General features: G+C 73.5%; 18 protein-coding genes. 8 read left to right on the plus strand and 10 right to left on the minus strand.

Going from position 1 to position 22,676, the window contains the following annotated elements:
• Positions 1 to 138: 138 nt before the first annotated feature.
• Positions 139 to 678 carry a sigma-70 family RNA polymerase sigma factor gene (locus HS048_RS08230; RefSeq protein WP_230881286.1) on the plus strand — a complete coding sequence of 180 codons (540 nt, stop codon included), beginning with the start codon at positions 139 to 141 and terminating at the stop codon, positions 676 to 678.
• Positions 679 to 734: 56 nt separating this feature from the next.
• Complete coding sequence (locus HS048_RS08235) at positions 735 to 896, plus strand: hypothetical protein (RefSeq protein WP_191893972.1); 162 nt, start codon at positions 735 to 737, stop codon at positions 894 to 896.
• On the opposite strand, the gene HS048_RS08240 is transcribed toward HS048_RS08235, so the two are convergent.
• A complete protein-coding gene (locus HS048_RS08240) occupies positions 857 to 1,234 on the minus strand; it encodes a DUF5319 family protein (RefSeq protein WP_191893973.1) in 378 nt (125 codons plus the stop codon). The two genes, HS048_RS08235 and HS048_RS08240, sit on opposite strands and share 40 nt — an antisense overlap.
• A 16-nt stretch (positions 1,235 to 1,250) precedes the next feature.
• Positions 1,251 to 2,285, minus strand: a complete 1,035-nt coding sequence (locus HS048_RS08245) for a LuxR family transcriptional regulator (protein WP_068896590.1) — start codon at positions 2,283 to 2,285, stop codon at positions 1,251 to 1,253.
• A gap of 579 nt (positions 2,286 to 2,864) precedes the next feature.
• Between HS048_RS08245 and guaB the strand changes: the two genes are divergently transcribed.
• Positions 2,865 to 4,346 (plus strand): IMP dehydrogenase, encoded by a 1,482-nt coding sequence (guaB, locus tag HS048_RS08250; RefSeq protein ID WP_068896591.1) that lies wholly within the window; start codon positions 2,865 to 2,867, stop codon positions 4,344 to 4,346.
• A 97-nt stretch (positions 4,347 to 4,443) separates the two neighbouring features.
• Entirely contained in the window at positions 4,444 to 5,550 is a 1,107-nt protein-coding gene (locus tag HS048_RS08255; RefSeq protein ID WP_068896592.1) for a GuaB3 family IMP dehydrogenase-related protein, read from the plus strand.
• A 59-nt stretch (positions 5,551 to 5,609) separates the two neighbouring features.
• On the opposite strand, the gene HS048_RS08260 is transcribed toward HS048_RS08255, so the two are convergent.
• From HS048_RS08260 to HS048_RS08275, 4 genes are all read right to left on the minus strand, one after another.
• Positions 5,610 to 6,434, minus strand: a complete 825-nt coding sequence (locus tag HS048_RS08260) for a class II fructose-bisphosphate aldolase (RefSeq protein WP_196466596.1) — start codon at positions 6,432 to 6,434, stop codon at positions 5,610 to 5,612.
• Positions 6,435 to 6,572: 138 nt separating this feature from the next.
• Positions 6,573 to 7,679: a 1-phosphofructokinase family hexose kinase gene (locus tag HS048_RS08265; RefSeq protein WP_196466597.1), complete on the minus strand. Its 1,107-nt coding sequence runs from the start codon at positions 7,677 to 7,679 to the stop codon at positions 6,573 to 6,575.
• The gene (gene nagA, locus HS048_RS08270) at positions 7,679 to 8,812 is read right to left on the minus strand and encodes an N-acetylglucosamine-6-phosphate deacetylase (RefSeq protein WP_196466598.1); all 1,134 of its coding nucleotides are present in this window, start codon (positions 8,810 to 8,812) and stop codon (positions 7,679 to 7,681) included. Before nagA ends, HS048_RS08265 begins: the two co-directional genes overlap by 1 nt.
• 140 nt (positions 8,813 to 8,952) lie before the next feature.
• Complete coding sequence (locus HS048_RS08275; RefSeq protein WP_196466599.1) at positions 8,953 to 9,837, minus strand: SIS domain-containing protein; 885 nt, start codon at positions 9,835 to 9,837, stop codon at positions 8,953 to 8,955.
• Positions 9,838 to 9,940: 103 nt separating this feature from the next.
• Between HS048_RS08275 and HS048_RS08280 the strand changes: the two genes are divergently transcribed.
• Both HS048_RS08280 and HS048_RS08285 read left to right on the plus strand, forming a co-directional pair.
• Positions 9,941 to 10,711, plus strand: coding sequence for a DeoR/GlpR family DNA-binding transcription regulator (locus tag HS048_RS08280; RefSeq protein WP_068896727.1), 771 nt, complete (start codon positions 9,941 to 9,943; stop codon positions 10,709 to 10,711).
• A 122-nt stretch (positions 10,712 to 10,833) separates the two neighbouring features.
• Positions 10,834 to 12,576 (plus strand): glycerol-3-phosphate dehydrogenase/oxidase, encoded by a 1,743-nt coding sequence (locus tag HS048_RS08285; RefSeq protein WP_230880769.1) that lies wholly within the window; start codon positions 10,834 to 10,836, stop codon positions 12,574 to 12,576.
• A 16-nt stretch (positions 12,577 to 12,592) separates the two neighbouring features.
• Here HS048_RS08285 and HS048_RS08290 read toward each other — a convergent pair whose 3' ends face one another.
• From HS048_RS08290 to HS048_RS08300, 3 genes are all read right to left on the minus strand, one after another.
• The gene (locus tag HS048_RS08290) at positions 12,593 to 13,288 is read right to left on the minus strand and encodes a thermonuclease family protein (protein WP_196466600.1); all 696 of its coding nucleotides are present in this window, start codon (positions 13,286 to 13,288) and stop codon (positions 12,593 to 12,595) included.
• A 160-nt stretch (positions 13,289 to 13,448) separates the two neighbouring features.
• A complete protein-coding gene (locus tag HS048_RS08295) occupies positions 13,449 to 16,382 on the minus strand; it encodes a M36 family metallopeptidase (RefSeq protein ID WP_307832388.1) in 2,934 nt (977 codons plus the stop codon).
• Positions 16,383 to 16,634: 252 nt separating this feature from the next.
• Positions 16,635 to 17,582, minus strand: coding sequence for a YafY family protein (locus HS048_RS08300; protein WP_196466602.1), 948 nt, complete (start codon positions 17,580 to 17,582; stop codon positions 16,635 to 16,637).
• A 190-nt stretch (positions 17,583 to 17,772) separates the two neighbouring features.
• Here HS048_RS08300 and HS048_RS08305 point away from each other — a divergent pair, with 190 nt between their 5' ends.
• Entirely contained in the window at positions 17,773 to 18,717 is a 945-nt protein-coding gene (locus HS048_RS08305; RefSeq protein WP_196466603.1) for an alpha/beta fold hydrolase, read from the plus strand.
• 68 nt (positions 18,718 to 18,785) lie between these two features.
• Here the strand turns inward: HS048_RS08305 and HS048_RS08310 are convergent, their stop codons facing one another.
• Entirely contained in the window at positions 18,786 to 20,963 is a 2,178-nt protein-coding gene (locus HS048_RS08310; protein ID WP_196466604.1) for a beta-propeller domain-containing protein, read from the minus strand.
• Between the two features lie 109 nt (positions 20,964 to 21,072).
• Here HS048_RS08310 and HS048_RS08315 point away from each other — a divergent pair, with 109 nt between their 5' ends.
• Positions 21,073 to 22,638 (plus strand): succinic semialdehyde dehydrogenase, encoded by a 1,566-nt coding sequence (locus HS048_RS08315; protein WP_196466605.1) that lies wholly within the window; start codon positions 21,073 to 21,075, stop codon positions 22,636 to 22,638.
• Positions 22,639 to 22,676 lie beyond the last annotated feature (38 nt).

Here is a 22,676-nt window from a genome sequence, read left to right on the forward strand (position 1 = left end):
GCCGTTTGCCATGACGACAGGTCCGATCAGTGCGGGCATCATGCCTACGTGACCGAGGGATGCGTCGCCGACGCCAAGAGTGGGGTAAGGCTTGCGACGAGATCTGACGGGGTCGTCCACAAAGACGATCTCAAGGATCTGACGAGCCTCGCCGTTCAGGGGGATCGCACCGCGATCGAATCCTTGCTCGCGCAGTTGCGCCCGATGGTGGTGCGCTATTGCCGCGCCCGCCTCGGCCGGGTTTCCGGCCAATATCACATTGCGGACGACGTGGCCCAGGAAGTGTGCATCGCCGTACTGTCCGCCCTGCCCCGCTACCGTGACATGGGGCGCCCGTTCGCGTCCTTCGTCTTCGGCATCGCCTCCCACAAGGTGGCCGACGCGCTGCGCAGCTCGGTGCGCTCGGCCGTGCCGACCCAGGACCTCCCCGACGGGCCCGACGAGGGCCCGGGGCCGGAGGAGACCGTGGTGCGCTACATCGAGGCCGAGCACGCGCGCCGGCTGCTCTCCCGCCTCCCGGACAACCAGCGCGAGCTGCTGATGCTCAGGGTGGTGTCGGGCCTGTCGGCCGAGGAGACGGGTAATGTACTCGGTATGTCACCCGGTGCGGTTCGCGTCGCCCAGCATCGTGCGCTCGCCAGGCTGCGGGCACTGGCCGAGCTGGAGTCGATAGCTTGACCACGGTTCATCCGCGGCGTCCGGCCAGGAGATACGGGCCGGACGGGGATCCGGCCGTGGCCGGGACCGAGGCCCTCCTGCAGTCGCTCTCCCGGAGGGAGCCCGTCCCGGTGGCCGACGACGTCGTCCGGCTGCTGTCAGCGCTGATCGAGGACGTCGACCACGACCTCGCCGCCGGTCAGCGCCTCTCCTCGGTGTCGATCACGCCGTCGGCGTAGCCCTGGGCGTAGTCCCAGCTCACGTAGTCGGTGGGGTTGGGCTCGTAGGCGGGCTCGTGCACCTGCGGCTTGCCGTTGTCGATCATCTGGCGCAGGTTTCCGCGGAGCAGCTCCCAGTTGAAATAGTGCTGGTCGCCGCACTCCGGGCAGTCGAGGACCAGTCCGAAGACCCCCTGGGGTTCGAGCAGGGAGCGGAAGACCTCCACATCGGCGAGATCGGTGACCGCCTCGTCGCGCTCGGCGGGCGTCAGGGGCTCGGGGGCGTCGGAATCACCCAGCGCGGCGGCCGGGTCGTCGGGGTCGTCCGCGAACGGGTCGCGAGGGACGTCTTCCAGCACGGTTCCACTTTATGGCCTAGGGGTGCCGGGCAGGGTGCGAACCCGGGCGTTCCGCGAGCCACCCCCTGCGCGCCGCCTCCACACCCGCCTGGAAACGGGACTGCGCGCCCAGCCGGGCCATCGCGTCGGCGAAGCGGGCGCGGACGGTCCGGACCGAGACGCCGAGCTGCCGGGCGATCGCCTCGTCGCCCACGCCCTGCGAGGCCAGCCGGAGCACCCGGACCACGCCGTCGTCGGCGTGCGCCCACGGCAGGGGCGAGGCCCGCGCCCACAGCTCCTCGAACAGCGTGCGCAGCGCGGCCACCACGACGGAGGCGCGGACCAGGTGGAAGCGGTAGGCGCTCTCGGCCAGGGCGCCGCCCCACCGGGCGGGCAGGCCCGCCACGTCGTCCCCGGCGACGAGGAACCAGCTCGGCACCGAGCCGACGGTCCGGATCCGCGCCCCGGCGCGCTCGAACCGGGCGAGCTTCTCCGGCAGGCCGGGCATCTGCAGCAGGTCCGCCGGGATGAGGGCGCGGCAGGAGAGCAGGCCCCGGTGCTGGGCCGCGATCCACTGGTCGGCGTAGCGCTGGGTGAAGTCGCTCATCGTCCGCCGGTCCGGGACGGCGGTGAGCAGCCGCAGCGGGGGAGCCTGGACCGCCATGCCGATCACGCTCTCGTAGAGCTCGTAGGCCCCGCCGACCAGCTCGACCGGGAACTGCCCGGTCTGCTGGTCGCGGCCGGCGTCGTACTGGTGGATGAGGTGGCGGATCGAGCCCAGCACCGAGTCGATCCTGCGGCTCTCCTCGGCGAGGTGGTCCAGCCGGTCGGCGATCAGGCGGCCGAGGGCCGCGGCCGGGTGCCGCGCGAGGTACTCCCCGGCCTGCTCGTCGACCACGCCCAGCCGTACCAGGGTGGTCAGCTCGCGGTGCAGTGACTCGGGGGGGTCGCCGATGGCCTCGGCCAGCTTGGCGCAGGTGGCGCGGTGCAGGCGGAGCACCGCGTCGTACAGCGCGGTCTGGGCGGGGGTCAGGCCCAGGGCGGCGAGCGGGTCGGAGGTGTCGGCAGGCATCGACGGGGGCTCCTGGGATGAACAGGACGTGTCGAGAGGATAACCCGGCGTCCCGCTCCTGTCCGGGCCTTGGCGCGATCGGCGGATCCGGGTGCAGCTTCGTGCAGTTGCAGCTTCGACCATTGCGCGCGGTGGAAGGCGGGGCGACCATGACATGGCGTCGGCACCGCGGGCGGGGCGCTCCGCCGCTCGGACACGGAGGGGGGTCCGGCGGCATCCGGGCGCATCGCGACGCTGCCGGTGACGGGAGGCCGAGCGGGTCACCGACCGCTCGGCCTCCCGCGGCGTATCCGGCCGTCCGCTCCGTCCCGCCTCCCCCTGCCGTTCGGCGCTCCGGGGGGCAGACCCTAAACTGTGCCGGGGGCGGCTTTCTCCACCCGGGATTCCCACAGAGCGCGTCGTGGCCGGAGGGTCGCAGGCGGCTCCCCCGCTCCAGGAGCGGAAGGCGGCCACCCCGCCGCCCCTGAGGAAGGCCGGTGACGGCCGCGTCCTCGCGCCCTGACCGTTCCGACCGCCAGAACCGCAAAGGGAAGCGATTCCCCTGCCGGACGACCCCGGCAGTCCCTCGCCAGGAGAATGATGGCCAAGTTCACCGAGCCGGGGCTGACGTTTGACGACGTGCTCCTCGTCCCCGCCTACTCCGACCTGCAGCCGGGCGAGGCGGACACCACCACCCGCCTCTCGCGCGGGATCACCCTGCGCATCCCGCTCGTCTCCGCCGCGATGGACACGGTCACCGAGGCGCGGATGGCGGTGGCCATGGCCCGTCAGGGCGGCATCGGCATCCTGCACCGCAACCTGTCCGTCGAGGACCAGGCCGGGCAGGCCGACCTCGTCAAGCGGTCCGAGGCCGGGATGGTCACCAACCCGATCACCTGCTCGCCGGACGACACGCTCGCCGACGTCGAGCGCCTCTGCGCGACCTACCGGATCTCCGGCGTCCCGGTGACGGATGTGAACGGCGTGCTGGTCGGCATCGTCACCAACCGCGACATGCGTTTCGAGACCGACCACAGCCGGCCGGTGCGCGAGGTCATGACCGCGATGCCGCTGGTCACCGCGCCGGTGGGGGTCTCCAGGGACGACGCGTTCGCGCTGCTGCGGAAGAACAAGATCGAGAAGCTTCCGTTGGTCGACGCGGCCGGGCGGCTGCACGGCCTGATCACGGTCAAGGACTTCACCAAGAGCGAGCAGTACCCGCTCGCCACCAAGGACGCCGACGGCCGGCTCGTCGTGGGGGCGGCCATCGGCGTCGGCGGTGACGCCGAGCAGCGGGCGGCGGCGCTGATCGAGGCCGGCGTCGACGTGATCATCGTGGACGTGGCGCACGGCCACTCCAAGGGCCTCGCCGACATGATCGCGAAGATCAAGGCCAACAGCCGGGTCGACGTGATCGGCGGGAACATCGCCACCCGGGCGGGCGCCCAGATGCTGATCGACGCCGGCGCCGACGCGGTCAAGGTCGGGGTGGGCCCCGGCTCCATCTGCACCACCCGCGTGGTCGCCGGGGTCGGCGCCCCGCAGGTGACCGCCATCCACGAGGCTTCGCTGGCCTGCGGCCCGGCCGGGGTGCCGGTGATCGGCGACGGCGGCCTGCAGTACTCCGGCGACATCGTCAAGGCCATCGCGGCCGGCGCCGACACGGTGATGCTGGGCTCGCTGCTGGCGGGCTGCGAGGAGTCCCCGGGCGAGCTGATCTTCATCAACGGCAAGCAGTTCAAGTCCTACCGGGGCATGGGCTCGCTCGGCGCGGTCCGCAACCGCGAGCGCGGCGGGGCGTCCTTCAGCAAGGACCGCTACGCCCAGGCCGACGTCGGCGGCGAGGACAAGTACATCCCCGAGGGCATCGAGGGCCAGGTGCCCTACCGCGGCCCGGTATCCGCGGTCGCCCACCAGCTCGTCGGCGGCCTGCGCCAGGGCATGTGGTACTCCGGGTGCCGCACGATCGCCGAGATGCACGACAGGTGCGAACTCATGCCGATCACCGCCGCGGGACTCAAGGAGAGCCACCCGCACGACATCCAGATGACGGTCGAGGCGCCGAACTACCACCGCCGCTGAACATCGGCGTGCGGGCCGGTCGGACACAGGTACGGCCCACGCCGGGAGGCGTGGGCCGTACGCGCGTGAGATGGGAAAGATACGGAACATGACTCAGGTGGAGATCGGCCGCGGCAAGAACGGACGCCGTGCCTACGCGCTGGACGAGATCGGCATCGTCCCCTCCCGGCGGACCCGCGACCCCGAGGAGGTCTCGATCGCCTGGCAGATCGACGCCTACCGGTTCGAGCTGCCCCTCGTGGTGAGCCCCATGGACAGCGTGGTCTCGCCGCAGACCGCGATCGAGGTGGGCCGGCACGGCGGTCTGGCGGTGCTGGACCTGGAGGGTCTGTGGACCCGCTACGAGGACCCGATGCCGCTGCTGGAGGAGGTGGCCGAGCTCAAGGGCGAACCCGCGACCAAGCGCCTCCAGAAGATCTACGAGGAGCCGATCAAGGAGGAGCTGATCGGCCGCCGGATCGAGGAGATCCGCGCGGCCGGGGTCACCACGGCGGCCCGGCTCTCCCCGCAGCGCACGGTCCAGTACCACAAGGCCGTCATCGACGCGGGCGCGGACATCTTCGTGATCCGCGGCACCACGGTCTCGGCCGAGCACGTCTCGGGCCGGGCCGAGCCGCTCAACCTCAAGCAGTTCATCTACGAGCTCGACGTCCCGGTGATCGTCGGCGGCTGCGCCACCTACACCGCGGCGCTGCACCTGATGCGGACCGGCGCGGCCGGTGTGCTCGTCGGCTTCGGCGGCGGCGCCTCGCACACCACCCGCACGGTGCTGGGCGTGGCGGTGCCGATGGCCACCGCGATCTCGGACGTGGCCGCGGCGCGCCGCGACTACATGGACGAGTCCGGCGGCCGGTACGTCCATGTCATCGCGGACGGCGGCATGGGCACCTCCGGCGACATCGCCAAGGCCATCGCCTGCGGCGCCGACGCGGTCATGGTCGGCTCGCCGCTGGCCCGCGCCGTCGAGGCGCCCGGCCGGGGCTTCCACTGGGGCTCCGAGGCCCAGCACCCGGAGCTGCCGCGCGGCAAGCGGGTCGAGTTCGGCACGGTCGGCACGCTCGCGCAGATCCTGCACGGCCCCTCCTCGGTGGCCGACGGCTCGATGAACCTGATGGGCGCGCTCCGGCGCACCATGGCCACCGCCGGCTACTCCGACCTGAAGGAGTTCCAGCGGGTCGAGGTCGTCGTCGCCCCGCAGCGCTGACCCGGCGGCGGTGGAGGGTCCCGGCGCCCGTGCGGGCCGCGCGCCCGCCGGGCACCGGGTCAGCCGCCGAGCACGCGGAGGAGATGGGCGACCTCGGCGGCGACGGCGTCGCGGCCCGCCCTCACATAGGTGCGGGGGTCGACCGCCTCCGGGGCGGCGGCCAGGCGGTCGCGGATCGCCCGGGTGAACGCCCTGTTCAGGTGGGTGGCGATGTTGATCTTCTTCATGCCGTGCCGTACGGCGGCGCGCAGGGTGTCGTCCGGCACGCCGGACGAGCCGTGCAGCACGAGCGGGACCGGGACGGCGGCGCGCAGCTCGGCGATCAGGGCGAGGTCGAGCACGGCGTCGCGCGTCGTCATGGCGTGGGAGCTGCCGACGGCGACGGCGAGGGCGTCGACGCCGGTGCGGGCGACGTAGCCGGCGGCCTCGTGCGGCCTGGTCCGCGCCCCGGGCGCGTGCACGCCGTCCTTCCCGCCGATCTCGCCGAGCTCGGCCTCCACCCACACGCCCCGCCGGTGGCACCAGGCGGCGACCTCCGCGGTGAGCGCCGCGTTCTCCTCGTCGGGCAGCGCGGAGGCGTCGAACATGACCGACCCGATGCCCAGCTCCACGGCCTCCTCGACCAGCGCGCGGTCGCACGCGTGGTCGAGGTGGACGGCCACGGGCACCGAGGAGGCCCGGGCGACGGCCAGCGAGGCGGCGGCCACGGGGGCGAGGGCGCCGTGGTAGCGCACGCAGTTCTCGCTGATCTGCAGCACGACCGGTGCTCCGGCGCGCTCGGCTCCGGCGGCGATCGCCTCGGCGTGCTCCAGCTGGACGACGTTGAAGGCGCCGACGCCCGCCGGGGCGTCGCGGATGATGTCGCCGATTCCGACGAGGGGCATGGGACGGGGCCTTTCAGGGGTGACGGGGTGCTTTCGGGGCGGCCCCGGCGAGCCGGGGCCCGCACGGGTGCGGAGGTCCGGGTCCGGGTCCGGGATCGGGGCGGGTGCGGAGGTCCGGGTCCGGGATCGGAGGTGTGACTACGGGTCCGCGGTCTCGACCCGGATCAGGGGATGGACCTCCCGGAACACGTCCGCATCGATCTCCCCGGCCACCGGAGCCGCCACCGCCGCCGCGCCCAGCGCCGCGGCACGGCGCAGCCGGTCGGGCCAGGAGGAGCCCTCGACCAGGCCCAGGGCCAGCCCGGCTACCAGCGCGTCGCCGGCCCCGGTCGGGTTCCCCTCCACCCGGTACGGCATGGCGGCCCGCCAGGAGCCCTCGGAGGTCACGGCCAGCAGCCCGCCGGCCCCCAGGGAGACGACGACCGCCCCGGCCCCCGCCTCCCGGAGCGCCTCGGCGCCGCCGAGCACGTCCCCGTCGTCCCGGAACGTTCCAGTGCCGCCGGGCACGCCCCCGCCCTCCTGGAGCGCCTCGGCGCCGCCGAGCACATCCCCGGAGCGCCTGCCCGCGCGGCCCTCCGGCCGGAAGGCCGTCCCCCGCCGGGCGGGTCCGCCGCCGGACGGCGCGGCGAGGGCGCGGGCGAGCTCCTCGGCGTTGGGCTTGACGATCGAGGGCCGGCCGGCCGGGGCGTGCCGGAGCGCCTCGCCGTCGGCGTCCACGATGACCGGGACACCGCGCTCGCGGGCGCGGGAGGCGAGGACGGCGTAGAAGCCGGCGGGGACGCCGGGAGGCAGGCTCCCCGAGACCACCACGGCCGCGGCGGTGCCGAGACGGGCCTCGAAGCCGGCGAGGAACGCCGCCAGCTCCCCGCCCGACACCACGGGCCCCGGCTCGTTGAACAGGGCCGTGCGCCGCGGCCCGGACGGGTGCAGGTCGCAGACCGCGAGGGTGGCGCGGGACTCCCCGCCGATGCGGGTGAGTGCGGCGGGGAGCCCGGCCCCGGCGAGGTCGGCCTCGGCGGCCCGGCCGTTGGAGCCGCCGGAAAGGCCGGTGACCAGGACGTCGCGGCCGAGCCCGGCGAGGACCCGGGCGACGTTGACCCCCTTGCCCCCCGCCCTGCGGTGCATGGCCCGCACCCGGTTGACGCCGTCCCAGTCGACGCCGTCGGCGGTGTAGGTCACGTCGAGGGCCAGGTTCAGGGTGACGGTGAGGATCGGGCCTCGGGCGGGGGGAGGGGCGGGGCTCATCAGGGTTCCGTGATCCAGCTTCCGTGCTTCATGACGCCGGCGACCTCCAGGTCACCGTCGAGGACCACCAGGTCGGCCCGCTTGCCGGCGGTGACGGAGCCGAGGCGGTCGTCGAGGCCGAGGACCCGGGCGGGGGTGAGGGAGGTGACCTCGGCGGCCTCGGGCAGGGACAGGCCGAGCTCGCGGACGGCGCGCCGGAAGGCGGCGTCCATGGTCAGGGTGGAGCCCGCGATGGAGCCGCCCCCCGCCAGGCGGGCGACGCCGTCCACCACCTCGACCTTGAGCGGGCCCAGGTCGTAGGTCCCGTCCCCGGCCCCGGCCGCCGCCATCGCGTCGGTGACGAGCGCGGTACGGCCCGGCCCGGCGGCCCGGCAGGCCAGGCGGAGCATGGCGGGGTGCACGTGCACGCCGTCGTTGACCAGCTCCACCGTGACCCGCTCGTCCTGCAGCAGGGCGGCGACCGGTCCGGGGTCGCGGTGCCCGAGCGGGGGCATCGCGTTGTAGAGGTGGGTCGCGACGCGGGCGCCCGCGTCGATCCCGGCGAGGGTCCGCCCGTAGTCGGCGTCGCTGTGCCCGAGGGCGGCGATCACGTCGTTGGCGACGGCCTCCCGGATGGTGTCCAGCGCGCCCGGCAGCTCGGCGGCGATGGTGAGCATGCGCACGTGCCCGCGTCCCGCCTTGAGCAGGCCGAGGAGCTCCTCGGGGGAGGGCTCGCGCAGCAGGGCGGGGTTGTGCGCGCCGCAGCGGGCCTTGGAGATGTAGGGGCCCTCGAAGTGGATCCCGGCCAGCAGGCCGTCCTCGCACAGGTCGGCCAGGGCGGAGGCGGCCCGGGCCAGGTGTTCGGGGGAGGCCGTGACCAGGCTGGCCATGAGCGTGGTGGTGCCGTGCCGGGCGTGCAGGGCTGCGATCCGGACGGCCTGCTCGGGGTCGCCCGCGGGGAAGGAGCCGCCCGCCCCGCCGTGGTTGTGGATGTCGACGAAACCCGGCACGACGTACCGGCCGCCGAGGCTGCGGCCCGGCCCGGGCGCGGTCCCCCGGCCGACGTGGGTGATGCGGCCGTCTTCGATGGTCAGCCAGCCGTCGTGGACACCGTCGGGGGTGACGACGCGGGCGTCGGCGAGTGTGAGGCTCATGGCCCCATCCTCTCCCGCCTGCGCGGAGGGGGCGGTCGCTGCGGGATCGGGGGTGGCGGGGCCGGCCGCGGCGGGGGTGGAGGCCGGGAGAGCGCCGGTCCGGAGAGCGGCCGTGGTGGACCCGGTAGTCGCGGGGCCGGTCACCGGGACTCCCGGGCGGGGAGGATCACCGAGCGGGTCAGGTGGAGCGGCCGGTCCGGGTCGAGCCCCCGGGCCAGGGCCCTCGCCGCCGCCACCCGCTGGACGCGTACCAGCTCGGCCATCGGGTCCAGGCCGCCGGCCAGGAACGCGCCGCCGGTCGCCTCCACCTCCTCGCGCAGCCCCTCGGGGGCGTCACCGAGCATCCAGGTGATCCGGCCGGGCCCGGCGATGCTGATCGGGCCGTGCCGGTATTCCATCGCGGGGTAGGCCTCGGTCCAGGCGCGGCAGGCCTCGCGCATCTTCAGTCCCGCCTCCAGCGCCAGGCCGTAGGTCCAGCCGCGGCCCAGGAAGGTGATCTGCTCGGCGGTGAGCGTTTCGGGGGGAAGCGGCTCGGCGAGCGCGCGCTCGGCGTCGGCGACGGCGGCGGTCAGGTCCTCGCCGAGGTGGGCGCGGAGCAGGGCCAGCTGGGTGGTGGCGAACCGCGTCTGCACGACCGACCGCTCGTCGGCGTAGTCGAGGACGACGACCCGGTCGGCCAGCGCCATGACCGGGGTGTCCGGGTCCGCGGTGATCGCGGTGGTCCGGGCGCCCGTGTCGCGCAGCAGGTCCAGCACCTCGGTGGTGGTGCCGGACCTGGTCAGCGCGAGCACCCGGTCGTAGGAGCGGCCGGCCGGCGCCTCGGAGGCGGCGAACGCGTCGGTCTCGCCGTGCCCGGCGCGCTCGCGCAGCGCGGCGTAGGCCTGGGCGACGAACCAGGACGTCCCGCAGCCGACCACGGCCACCCGCTCGCCCGGCTGCGGGAGGGCGTCGGCCGGGACCGCGGCGGCGGCGCGGCGCCAGCAGTCCGGCTGGGACGCGATCTCTGCTTCGGTGTGGGTGGTCACGACACGCCTCCCGGTTTGGCTCATTTATGAGTGATTTATAGCAGAAGTGAGCATGTTTGGGCAGAGGTGGGTTTTGATCCTGCGCTGTGACACCCTGTTGACCGTGAGCCGATACGAGCGCTGGAACGCGATCCTCGAACTGCTCGCCCGGGAGGGCCGGCTGACCGTCGAGCAGGCCGCCGAGGGGCTGGACGTCTCCACCGCGACGATCCGGCGCGACTTCGACCAGCTGGCCCAGCAGCAGATGCTCATGCGCACGCGGGGCGGGGCCGTCGCGCAGAGCGTGAGCTACGACCTGCCGCTGCGCTACAAGACCGCGCGCCACGCCGGGGAGAAGCAGCGGATCGCCGAGGCGGCCGCCGCGCTGGCGGCGCCCGGCGCGATCGTCGGCATGAACGGCGGCACCACCACCTCGGAGGTCGCGCGGGCGCTGGCCGTACGGGCCGATCCCGAGCTCGGCTTCACCATCGTCACCAACGCCCTGAACATCGCCGCCGAGCTGACCGTGCGGCAGAACGTCAAGATCGTGGTGACCGGCGGGGTGGCGCGGCCGCAGTCCTACGAGCTGATCGGGCCGCTGGCCTCGGAGGTGCTGGACCGGATCACGCTGGACGTCGCGTTCCTGGGCGTCGACGCGATCGACGCCGGGACGGGGGCCTTCGCCCACCACGAGGGCGAGGCGAGCGTCAACGGCCTGCTGATCGGCCGGGCCGCCGAGGTCGTCGTGGTCGCGGACGCCTCCAAGATCGGACGTCGCGCCTTCGCCCGGATCTGCGCCTTGGACGCCGTCGGCACGCTGGTCACCGACGAGGGCCTCACCGACGAGGACGCGGCCCGCTTCGCCGACGCCGGCGTGAAGGTCGTCCGCGCCTGACCGGGGCGGCGGACGGTGGCGCGAATCACCGCGAGCACGACTACCGGCTGGTAGTGACATCCGGGGGCGGGGGTACATATCCCGGACAAGACGACGATCCGCGTACCCCGGGGGGATGCAGCATGACGGCGCGCATGGGCACCGCACGGCTCGGCCCTGCCGAGAGGTCCGCCGCACTGGCGCAGCTGGGCTCCGCCGAGCTCGACGTGGTGGTGATCGGCGGCGGGGTCGTCGGCGCCGGGGTCGCGCTCGACGCGACGACGCGAGGGCTGAGCGTCGGGCTGCTGGAGGCGCGCGACTTCGCCTCGGGGACCTCCTCCCGCTCCTCCAAGCTGATCCACGGCGGCCTGCGCTATCTGGAGCAGCTCAACTTCGACCTGGTCAGGGAGGCGCTCCAGGAGCGCGCGCTGCTGCTGCAGCGGATCGCCCCCCACCTGGTGCGGCCGGTGCCGTTCCTGTTCCCGCTCACCCACCTGGGCTGGGAGCGGCCGTACGTCGGCACCGGGTTGGTGATGTACGACACCCTGGGCTTCTCCACCGGGCTCAACCGCGGCGTCCCCGGCCACCGGCACCTGTCGCGCAGGCGGGCGCTGCGGCTGGCCCCGGCGCTGCGCCGTACCGCCTTCTCCGGCGCGGTGCAGTACTGGGACGCGCAGGTGGACGACGCCCGCTACGTGATGACCATGCTGCGGACCGCCGCCGGCTACGGGGCGCACGTCGCCTCCCGGGCGCAGGTGACGGGCTTCCTGCGGGAGGGGGAACGGGTCACCGGGGTGCGGGTGCGCGACCTGGAGACCGGGACCGACCTGGAGGTGCGGGCGCGTCAGGTGGTGAACGCCACCGGCGTGTGGACCGACGAGATCCAGGAGCTGGTCGGCGGGCGCGGGCAGATCCACGTGCGCGCCTCCAAGGGCGTGCACCTGGTCGTGCCGCGCGACCGGATCCACTCGCACACCGGGATCATCCTGCGGACCGAGAAGTCGGTGCTGTTCGTCATCCCCTGGGGCCGCCACTGGATCATCGGGACCACCGACACCCGCTGGGACCTGGACAAGGTCCACCCGGCGGCCTCCCGCTCCGACATCGACTACGTGCTGGAGCACGTCAACGCGGTGCTCTCGGTGCCGCTCACCCGCGACGACGTGGAGGGCGTCTACGCGGGGCTGCGGCCGCTGCTGTCGGGGGAGTCGGAGGAGACCTCCAAGCTCTCGCGCGAGCACGTGGTGGCCCACCCGGTGCCGGGGCTGGTCATGGTGGCCGGCGGCAAGTACACCACCTACCGGGTCATGGCGAAGGACGCGGTGGACGCGGTCGCGCACGGCCTGCACCAGCGGGTCCCGCCCTCCTGCACCGACCGCGTCCCGCTGGCCGGCGCGGAGGGGTACCAGGCGCTGTGGAACTCCCGCGAGCGGCTGGCGCGCTCCTCCGGGCTGCACGTGGCGCGGATCGAGCACCTGCTCCAGCGGTACGGTTCCATGATCGGCGAGGTGCTGGCGCTGATCGAGGAGGATCCGGCGCTCGCCCGCCCGTTGACCGGGGCGGACGACTATCTCCGGGCCGAGGTCGTCTACGCCGCCACCCACGAGGGCGCCCGGCACCTCAACGACGTGCTGACCCGGCGCACCCACATCGCCATGGAGACCTTCCACCGCGGCCTGGCCGTGGCGGAGGAGGCCGCCGGACTGCTCGCCGGCCCGCTGGGATGGGACGACGAGCAGGTCAAGCGGGAGATCGAGCACTACACCAAGCGCGTGGAGGCCGAGCGGCTCTCCCAGGAGCAGGACACCGACCACGAGGCCGACGCCATCCGCCTCGGCGCCCCCGACATCGTCCCCGTCGCCGCCCCGGAGACCAACCTGGCCTGATCCGGCGGTCAGAGAGTCAGCGTTCGCAGACGAGGCCGTCGCCGTCGCGGTCCTGGTACCAGGCGTACTCCGGGTCGGTGCCCCGCCGGTACGGTCCGTGGCCCGCGGCGTTGGCCGCGCCGCAGGTGGGGAAGCGCGGATCGGTCCCGGTGGACGGCGGCTCCGGGGGCGGGGTCCGGGTGGGGGCCGGTGCGGGCGTCGAACCCGTGCCGTCGCAGCCGCCCGACCAGATCCGGAGCCCGTCCCGCCGTGCTTTGGCCTGCTCGGCCCGCATGAGGTCGATGTAGCGGTCGTTCGGCTTGTACAGCACGGCTCTGCCGTACCCGAAGCGTACGAGGTTGCGGTTGACGAAGGTGCCGGTCGCGCCCCACACGTAGCGCAGGTGGCGGCCGTAGCGGTCCTTCGGGTCCCTGTCCTTCAGCAGGTAGGCGCTCTTTCCGACGGGCAGGAGCGCCGCGGTGCGGGCGGACGAGGTCCTGAACCAGCACCGGCCGCGCTCGGGGGTGTCGACCTCCAGGAGCTGGACGCGGAAGACCGGGCCGGTACGGCCGGGGCGGACGTCGACCGTGTCGCCGTCCACGATTTTCACGACGACGACCTTCTGCGCCCCCTTCGGCACGCCCTGTGGGGCCGCCGCAGCGGGCCCCGCCGTCAGCGGCACGGCCAGGACGGCGGTGCAGGCCAGCAGGGACGCACGGAGGACAGGTGTCACGGGAGACTCCTTCGCCGGTGGTACGGAGGAGCCGAACGTAGCAAGGAGAACCCGATTCGATACGGATAGTGATCGATTCGGGATTCGCGAGGATCGTTCACTTCGGTGAAGAGCGGTACGGCTCCCGCCCGGGCCGGGGCGGGAGCCGTACCGGGCGGGCTTATCGGGTGAACGCCTGGAACTCGGCGGCGCGGAGGTGGTCGCGGGCCGGGCTCGCGGTGGCGCAGTCGGTGGCGGAGCCGGGGTCGGCGTCCTGCTCGCCGGCGTAGCGCGGGTTGCCGGTGCACTGGGTGGAGACCGCGCGCAGGGCCAGGTGGGTGGCCGTCGTCGTGGGGATCCTGAACGATTCGATCAGCAGGTCGGCGCCCCGGGGGCGGGGCAGCCGGGTGTCGAAGGCGTCGGCGGGGCTGGTGTAGGCGACGGAGAAGGACTCGGGCCGCGAGCAGTCCTTCTTCGTGGCGTCGCAGGCCAGGACCTCGAAGGCGCGCAGGGCGCTGAAGCGGTTCTGGCCGCCGGGGTCGGCGGGGTCGTTCACGTTCGGCCGGAGCATGGCGCTGACCTGGACCCGGCGGATCTTCACCGGGTCGGACCCGGCCAGGTCCACGGTCACGGTCCTGCCCCGGACCGGACCGGTGAGCGAGGCCCAGTTCGTGGCCTCGGTCTCGTCGATCAATTTGGCGTGGTTGACGCCGTCGCCGGCGGCCGTGGCGCCCAGCGCCGCCGAGGCGACGTTCTCCGTCAGCGGCAGCGGGAGGGGGAGCGTCACGCCGGGCAGCACCGCGAACCTCACCCGGGTGTGGCCGTAGCCGCCGCCGGCGACGACGAAGTCGTACAGGCCCGGGGTCATCTCCACCGTGTCACCGAGCTCGGTGGCCGGGTCGGTGTCGGCGACCGGCACGGCGCGGGCCTCGTAGCGGCCGACGTAGAGCCGGAGCGCGGCGCCGGAGGCGTCGGCGAGGGGCTTGAGGCGGATCTTCCCGTTCCTCCCCTCGGGGTCGACGAAGCTCGGCGTCGGGTCGGGGTCGTTCTGGTTCAGGCTCGCCGCGCCCTCACCGAGGCCGCGGGAGGCGAAAGCCCGCCACATGATGTCCCGGTTCCTCCCGCCGAAGCGGAGCGCGTCGGCCGCGAGCAGCGCGTCGCGGTGGTCGACGTAGCTGACCGCGCCGGTGGCCATCAGCAGCAGGGCGTCGAAGGAGAGCTGCGCCCAGCGGCGGTTGCCGGGACACCTGCCCACCGGGACCTTCCCGTCGGCGCACGCCCGCTGCAGGGCCGCCGTGCCCTTGCCGTACCGCCTGACGAAGGCCTCGCGCACGTCGAACTGGGTGGCGCTCCAGATCTCGCCGTCGGCGTGGACCTGCTGGCCGACGATGTCGTAGGCGACGTCGCCGTAGTTCAGCGGGGACTTCGACATGTCGTGGTTGCGGATGCCGGCCTTCCGGTCACCGGTGACGTACGCGCCGGTGACGTACGGCGTGTCGCCCGCGGGGCGGAAGCCGTACTCGGCCAGGTACTCCATGGCCAGCAGGTCGGAGGTGCTCTCGTTCATCGCGCCCGGCTGGGCGCCGCTCCACCCGGCGTTCGGGCCGCCGACCATGCGGCCGGAGATCGCGTGACCGTACTCGTGGCCGATCACCGACATGTCGTAGTCGCCGTCCACGCAGGGGGAGTAGAACGAGCCCGCGACCGGCTGCCAGAGGTACATGTTCGTGATCGGGGCGACCCCGTCGGGGCCGGTGATCTGGTTGGCGTTGTCGCGCACGTTGGGCACCCGGGCGCCCGCCTGGGCGTTGCCCTGCTCGGGGTCGCCGCCGAGGCCGCCGCGCTCGCCGTTGTCGGCCTGCATGTTCCAGGCCGTCTCGGTGAAGCCGAGCCGGTAGGACCAGTCGTGCATGCGGTTGTGCATCACGTGCAGGTTGGTGATCGCCGCCTCCAGGTCGGCCTCGCCGGGCAGGTCGAAGACGGCCGGGTCGCACTTGGCCGTGTACCACGTGTTCTTCCACGGATGGGCGTGCTTGCGGTCCGGCGCGGGGGCGCCGCTCCGGGTGCCGACCGTGTACGGGTCGCCGCTGGCGCGGTTCTCGAACGTGCGCGCCGCGTTGCCGAGGCTGGTGCCCGTCGGCGCGCCCGTGGTGTGGTCGACGTCCCACGCCCTGCCGGTGGCCGGGTCGCCGCCGGTCACCAGGTCGCAGCCGGGCCCGGCCGCGAAGCACCAGCGGGAGCGGGTGTCGGCGGAGGAGTAGTCGGCCGGCGGGTTGGCGGGGAAGGCCTCCCACTGCGGGCCGTCCGGCTCGTGGTGGTGGTCCACCAGGTTCTCGCGGGTCAGGATCTCGCCGCTGACCGCGTCCACGTGGGTGGTGTAGGCGGCGGGTTCGGCCTCCTGTCCCGGGCCCCCGCCGATCAGCACCACCTGGTAGGCCCGGTGGACGCCGTCGGGGGCGGGCACGGCCACCTCGGTGGCCTGCTTGACGGCGGCGGTGGCCAGGTCGATCCCGCCGTCGCGGGCGGCGGCCTCCAGCGCCTGCCGACCGGTGAGCGCGGCGGCGGGCGGGGCGGCGGCGGACCGGGAGAGCGTCGAGGTGACGTGCACGACCTTCCCGCCGGTCACGCCCACCACCACCTGCCCGTCCACGCCCGCGGGCAGGTCGCCGAACCTCTGCCGGAGCAGTACGGCGTGGCCGTCCCCGATCGGGTTGGCCGCGACCTTCTCCAGCGCGTCGACGGCCTCGGGGCTCAGCCCGAAGAGGTTCTCGTTGGCCTTGAGGTAGGCGCGGGCGGCCCGCTCGGGGTCGTCGCCGAGCCCTTCGGCGAGCGGGGCGGAGCCGGTGACGACGGCGGGGGTGCCGAGGGCGTTCCAGCGGATCGTGGCCGCGCCGGCCTGCTTGGCGAGCGCGGCGGCCGGGGGCGCGACGGCGCCGCGCCGGTTGTCGACGTCGGGCTTGGCGTGCTGCTCGGCCTGGAAGTCGTGGACGTCGGGGGATCGCCCGGCGGGCCCGCTCTGGGCGGCTCCGGGGAGGGGGAGGGCGAGGGACGGGAGTGCGATGGACGCCGTAGCGGCGGCGATGACGGTGATGCGTGACCAGGTCTTGGTCGACACCGGGCCTCCTGCGGGGAGCTGGCCGTCGTTGGCCATGCCACGCGTGGATCACGTGTGCTGCGCAAGAGGTAACACCGGTTCACACAGTCTGACAAGATCTTGTAAAGGGTGATATGTCGGTGTAATAGGTCCTGCCGCTGCCCGGCCCGCCAAGGACTCCGAGGGGGGCGGCACGGTGAGAAGGCCGGGTGGACCGCCTAGGGCGTCGGCGCGGACCCCGCGATCACCCGCGCGCATCACCACGGAACGGTCTCAGCCGTATCGCTCGGCGAGCGCGTTACCGATCGAGGCCAGCTGGTCTCGCACACCCGGGGGGCCGGTCACCTCGAGCCATTCGACCAGCCCGGCGAGCTCACCGGCGAGCGCGTACTCGTTGTAGCCGCGGATGACGACCTCGATGCGGCCGTCGACCGTGGAACCCCCGACCTCGAGCCGGTCCCCGAGCCCCATCCGGAGCTTGCCGATCCCTTCGGGAGTGCACACGGCCCGGACTTCGAGGGGCGTTCGCCTGCGGTCGACCTCGTCGGCGATCTCCCTCCAGCTCTCGGCGAGGTCGAATCCCTCGGGCCGGTGCACGGGGTCGCCGGTCGGGTCGACGGACGACACGCGGTCGATCCGGAACGTCCGCCGGCCGGCCTCGGTGCCGGAGACGAGGTACCACGACGGACCCTTGGCGACGATGCCCAGCGGGTGGACGGTCCTCTCGGTCTCGGCGCCTTCGCGGTCGACGTAGCCGAGTCGCACCTGGACGCCGCGGATCACCGCGTCCTGGAGTTCGTCGAGGAAGCGAGGGGGCCGGTGCTCGATCCGGCTCGACCCCCATCGCTGCGGGTCCATGACCAGCGACGACGCCGCCGCCTCGGCCTGCACCCGGAAGGGCTCCGGCAGGGCGTGGACCAGCTTGCGCAGAGCCGCCTTCACGGTCGGCGTCGCAGCCGCGGCCGGGCCGGCGACCAGGAACAGGGCGCGGGCCTCATTCGCGGTCAACCCGGACAGGTCGGTGCGGGCGCCGCCCACGAGGCGCCAGCCGCCGCCTCGGCCCTGCACGGAGTACACGGGCACCCCGGCCATGGCCAGGGCGTCGAGGTCGCGGCGGGCGGTGCGCTCGGAGACCTCCAGCTCCCGGGCGACCTCTGCCGCCGTCACCTGCTCGCGCCGCTGCAGCAACAGGAGGACGGCCACCAGCCGGTCGGTTCGCACGCCGGCCACACTTTCACACGAAACCGGTCATGGGGTGACCGGTTCCGGTCGGCAGGATGGCGACATCACCTCACCGGCGAGTCCCGCCGTCCGCGACCGTACCGACCCCCGGCCTGCCTGGGGTGCGCCGGCGCCGGCTTCGGGAACCTCCGCCGCCTGATCACCCCGAAAAAGACAGAGAGGAAACTCAATGTTCGATCCAGCAGACTTCCCTGAGCCCACCCTCGTTCCGGTCAACGGTGTGGAACTCGAAGTCTTCGAAGCAGGCCGGCGAAACGCCGGGAAACCCATCGTGCTCTGTCACGGCTGGCCGGAGCACGCCTTTTCCTGGCGCCACCAGATGCCCGCCCTCGCCGCAGCCGGCTACCACGTCATCGTCCCGAACCAGCGGGGCTACGGCAATTCGTCCCGGCCCGGCGAGGTCACCGACTACGACATCGGACACCTGTCGGGCGATCTCGTCGCACTTCTCGACCACTACGGGTACGAAGACGCCACCTTCGCAGGTCACGACTGGGGGGCGTTCGTGGTGTGGGGACTCACCCTCCTGCATCCGGACAGGGTGAACGGAGTGGTCGCGCTCAGCCTGCCCTATCCCGAGCGCGGAGAGCGGCCGTGGGTCGAATCCATGGAGGCCGCGCTCGGCGGCGACTTCTACTTCGTCCACTTCAACCGACGGCCGGGCGTCGCGGACGCGGTGCTCGAAGAACACACGTCCCGGTTCCTCCGCAACATCTTCCGGAAGAACGAGCCCGCGGGCGAACCTCAGCCGGGAATGGCGATGATCAACCTCGCCAGAGCGGGGACACCGCTCGGTGAGCCTCTCATGAGCGACGGTGAGCTGGCCGTCTTCGCCTCCGCCTTCGAATCGACAGGATTCACGGCGAGCATCAACTGGTACCGCAACCTCGACCGCAACTGGCACCTGCTGGCGGACGTGGACCCGGTCATCCGGCAGCCCGCACTCATGATCTATGGCGACAGGGACCTGGTCGCACGGGGTGAGAACCTGGCGGAGTTCGTGCCCGACGTGGAGGTGGTCAGCCTTGATTCCGGTCACTGGATCCAGCAGGAGAGGCCGGAAGAAACGAACCAGGTGATTTTGAAGTGGCTGGAGAGGCAGGATGCCGCCTAGGGTCCTGCGCCGGGGCCGCGTCCCGCGGCCGGGCCCGTGCCGCACGGCACGGGCCCGGCCGCGGCGGGTCAGTCGAACGGGATCCAGGCCCGCTTGTCCAGGCCGTCCAGGGCGTTGACCGCCAGGCCGAGGTCGGAGACGGTCCACAGCGCGTCGCCGATCACGACCGAGCGGCGGATGCCCGGGTCGTAGGGGGCGATCCGGGTGTTCTCCACCGGCTTGGGCGCGGGGTGGACGACGGTCCCGGCCCGGGTGACGGCGGCGTCGCCGACCGTCAGGACCAGGGCGGCGCCGTTGGTCTGCTCGGTGCCGTTCCAGGTGCTCAGCGGCAGTACGGCGGTGCCCGTCGGCGCCCAGTACAGGAAGGCGTGCGGGTCCCACTCGGCCTCCGAGCCGGAGTCCTTCTGGAAGAACTGCGCCAGCCGGCGCGGGTTCGCCGGGTCGCGGACGTCGAAGAGGGAGACCTGGGTGCCGAGCGTGCGGCCCTGCTCGCTGGCCTCCTGGCCGATGCCGATCAGCCGCCCGTCGCCCGCGGGGTGCAGGTAGGCCGAGTAACCGGTGATCTTCAGCTCGCCGGTCTTCCGCGGCGCGGCGGGGTCGCGCAGGTCGAGCACGTAGAGCGGGTCCACCTGCCTGAACGTCACCACGTAGCCGGTCGGGCCGATGAACCGGACCGAGTAGATCCGCTCGCCCTCGCCCAGGCCGCCGACCCGGCCGACCTCGGCCAGGGTGTCGGCCTTGAGCGCGTACACGGTGCTGGAGCTCGTCTTCCCGGTCTCCAGGGTGGTCGCCACCCGCAGGTGCCCCTCGTGCTCGGACAGGGAGTACTGGTTGAGCAGCCTCCCCGGGACCCTGCCGGAGGCGGCGTAGCGCGGCGCGCCCGGCGCGGTGACGTCGAACCGGTGGATCTCGGTCTCCTCCGGCGGCAGGACCGGGGTGCTCTCCGGCTCCGCGGGCCGGGAGGTCTCCTCCGGCGCGGCCGGGGTGGTCTCCGGCACGGGCGCCGTGGTCCGGGGCGCGGCCGGGGGAGTCGCCGGGGCGGACGTCTCCGTCCGCGGGGGCACCGTGACGGTCTCCTCGGCCGGGGTCGGCTCGACCTCCGGAGCGGCGCCGCCGGGCGGGGCGGGGCTCTGGGCGGTGGAGTCGGGCAGCGGCTTGGGCTCCTGCTCCACGATCGTGGAGCTCGGGCGGGGCTCGGGCTCCTCCTCGACGATCACGCTGTCGATCGGCCTGCCCCACCACGAGCGCGGGTTGCTGGTGACGTACAGGCTGGACCCGGTGCCGTAGACGGTGTCGCCGTCGGCGGCCACGCCGATCGGGGCGGTCTCCGCGAGCGCCTGCCCGCCGCCGGCCAGGTCGAGGCTGTGCACGGTCAGCACCGAGGTGCCGGTGTACTCGCGCGGGTGGCTGATCCGCCCGCAGTCGACCGTGCGCTTCTCGGTCCGGCCGTCCGCGCCGGTCACCTGGTAGGTCGGCAGCCACGCCTCGACGGGCGCGGTCTTCACCGCCTCGACGTTCCTGCGGGTCCGCTCGGCGTCCGTGGCGTCGGGCCCGGCGTCGGGGAAGGTGATGGCGGGCTGGCTGCGGACCACGAGCCGCACCGTCGAGCCGACCATGCGCGCGTCCACGTGCGAGCCGTCCGGCGTGATCGAACCGATCACCTCCGGCTCGCCGGACAGGTCGACGAGCACGTAGCGCGGTCCCGGGCTCGGGGCGATCTTGGCCATCGCGCCGTACGGGATGATCCCGCCCCCGGAGAACAGCACCAGCGCCCGGTCGCCGCTGACCAGCAGATCGGCCGGGGCCCACGCCTGCTCGGCGTCGACCAGCCGGAGCGTGCCGGTGACCTTCCGGGTGGCGGCGTCCACCACCCGGAGCACCCCCCGGTTCACGGTGATCACCCGCTTGCCGTCGGTCTTCACCAGGTCGGGTTCGTCGACCCCGGCCTCGTGCGTGTTCGTGGTGGAGTGCTCGGGAGCCTCCTGCTTGGCGCTCCTGGCGGCCGAGTCCTCGAGCGTGTACGTGACCGGCCCGCCCAGGCCCCACGGCCCCACGTGCTCCGCCGTCGCGGCGCGCAGCCCGGCGAGCAGGTCGTCGCAGCCGCTGTAGGCGACCAGTCGCACGTCCCCCAGTTCCACCGGCGCCGTACGGCCCGCGCCCGATCCCCCCGGGGCGGCGGTGCACGCCGTGGCGAGCAGGGCGGCGGCGGCCAGGGTCGCGCCGGCCGTGCGAATCGATGTCCTCATGCCCCTACGACGGATCGGGGGCGCGTCCGGTTCAGCCGCCCGCCGATCGGCGGGCTCGGCCTCCTACCGACCAGTAGCCGTACGCCGTTCTACCGAATACCCTTCCGGCATGGCTGCCACTCTCGGAGCGATCCGGACCCTCGACCGGGACATGATCGAGCGCGTCGTCCGGCAGGTGACCTCCAGCGGGAGGACCCGCGAGGTCTCCGCCCCCTTCACCGGGGAACCCCTCGCCGAGCTGCCGCTCTCCACCGCCGACGACGTCCGCGCCGCCCACGCCCGGGCCCGCGAGGCGCAGGCGGCGTGGGCGGCGCTGCCCGCCCGGGCGCGCGCCCTGCCCTTCCTCCGCCTGCACGACGCGATCCTGGAGCGCCGCGAGGAGATCCTCGACGTCGTCCAGTGGGAGACCGGCAAGGCCCGCCGGCACGCCTTCGAGGAGGTCGCCGACGTCGCGGGCTGCAGCCTCTACTACGCGCGGCGGGCCCCCGGACTGCTGGAGACCAAGCGGCGCGCGGGCCTGTTCCCGCTCGCGACGAAGGCCGTCGAGGCGCGGCGGCCCAAGGGCGTCGTGGCGCTGGTCTCGCCCTGGAACTACCCGCTCTCGCTCGGCGTGACCGACGTCGTCCCGGCCCTGCTCGCCGGGAACGCGGTGGTCCACAAACCCGACACCCAGACCGCCCTGTCCACCCTGTGGACGATCGACCTGCTGGTCTCCCTGGGCATGCCCCGCGAGATCTGGCAGGTCGTGCTCGGCGACCCCGCCGAGATCGGCGACCCGCTCCTCGACGACGCCGACTACGTGGCGTTCACCGGCTCCACCCGGACCGGCCGGAAGATCGCCGAGGAGGCAGCCAAGCGGCTGATCGGCTGCTCCCTGGAGCTCGGCGGCAAGAACCCGATGATCGTCCTCGACGACGCCGACCTCGACGTGGCCGCCCAGGGCGCCCTGCGCGCCTGCTTCACCAACGCCGGGCAGCTGTGCATCTCCATCGAGCGGCTCTACGTCCACGACGCGGTGTACGACGCGTTCACCGAGAAGTTCGTCCGCCTGGTGAAGAACATGAAGCTCGGCGCGGGCCTCGACTGGGACGTGCAGATGGGCTCGCTCACCTCGCGGCGGCAGCTGGAGGCGGTCGGCGCGCACGTGGACGACGCCGTCGCCAAGGGCGCCCGCGTGCTGGCCGGCGGCCGGGCCCGCCCCGACGCCGGACCGCTGTTCTACGAGCCCACGGTCCTGGCGGACGTGGACGAGACCATGGACCTGTGCCGCGAGGAGACCTTCGGCCCGGTCGTGTCGCTCTACCGCTTCTCCGACGAGGACGAGGCCGTGGCCAAGGCCAACGACACCGTCTACGGCCTCAACGCCTCCGTCTGGACCCGGAACCTGCCGCGCGGCCGCGCGCTGGCCGCCCGGATCAAGGCCGGGACCGTCAACGTCAACGAGGGGTACGGCGCCGCCTTCGCCTCCTACGACGCCCCCATGGGCGGCATGAAGTCCTCCGGCCTGGGCCGCCGCCACGGCGCCGAGGGGCTGCTGAAGTACACCGAGGCGCAGACCATCGCCTCCCAGGCCACCTGGCTCGGCCTGGAACCGCTGCCCGGGATGGCCTACGACCGGTACACCGACGTGGTGGTGAACCTGCTCAAGGTCATGAAGGCGCTGCACCTGAAGTGAGCGCCCGGCGCGGGGCGGGACGGTGAGTGGAGGGAGTG

The organism is Planomonospora sp. ID91781, assembly GCF_015711595.1.
In the GTDB taxonomy this organism is placed as follows: domain Bacteria; phylum Actinomycetota; class Actinomycetes; order Streptosporangiales; family Streptosporangiaceae; genus Planomonospora; species Planomonospora parontospora.

Coding starts and splice junctions, on each gene's coding strand:
- HS048_RS08245 (WP_068896590.1), bottom strand. CDS start 2,285: ATGCCTGCCGACACCTCCGACCCGCTCGCCGCCCTGGGCCTGACCCCC.
- guaB (WP_068896591.1), top strand. CDS start 2,865: ATGGCCAAGTTCACCGAGCCGGGGCTGACGTTTGACGACGTGCTCCTC.
- HS048_RS08260 (WP_196466596.1), bottom strand. CDS start 6,434: ATGCCCCTCGTCGGAATCGGCGACATCATCCGCGACGCCCCGGCGGGC.
- HS048_RS08265 (WP_196466597.1), bottom strand. CDS start 7,679: ATGAGCCCCGCCCCTCCCCCCGCCCGAGGCCCGATCCTCACCGTCACC.
- nagA (WP_196466598.1), bottom strand. CDS start 8,812: ATGAGCCTCACACTCGCCGACGCCCGCGTCGTCACCCCCGACGGTGTC.
- HS048_RS08285 (WP_230880769.1), top strand. CDS start 10,834: ATGACGGCGCGCATGGGCACCGCACGGCTCGGCCCTGCCGAGAGGTCC.
- HS048_RS08305 (WP_196466603.1), top strand. CDS start 17,773: ATGTTCGATCCAGCAGACTTCCCTGAGCCCACCCTCGTTCCGGTCAAC.
- HS048_RS08310 (WP_196466604.1), bottom strand. CDS start 20,963: ATGAGGACATCGATTCGCACGGCCGGCGCGACCCTGGCCGCCGCCGCC.
- HS048_RS08315 (WP_196466605.1), top strand. CDS start 21,073: ATGGCTGCCACTCTCGGAGCGATCCGGACCCTCGACCGGGACATGATC.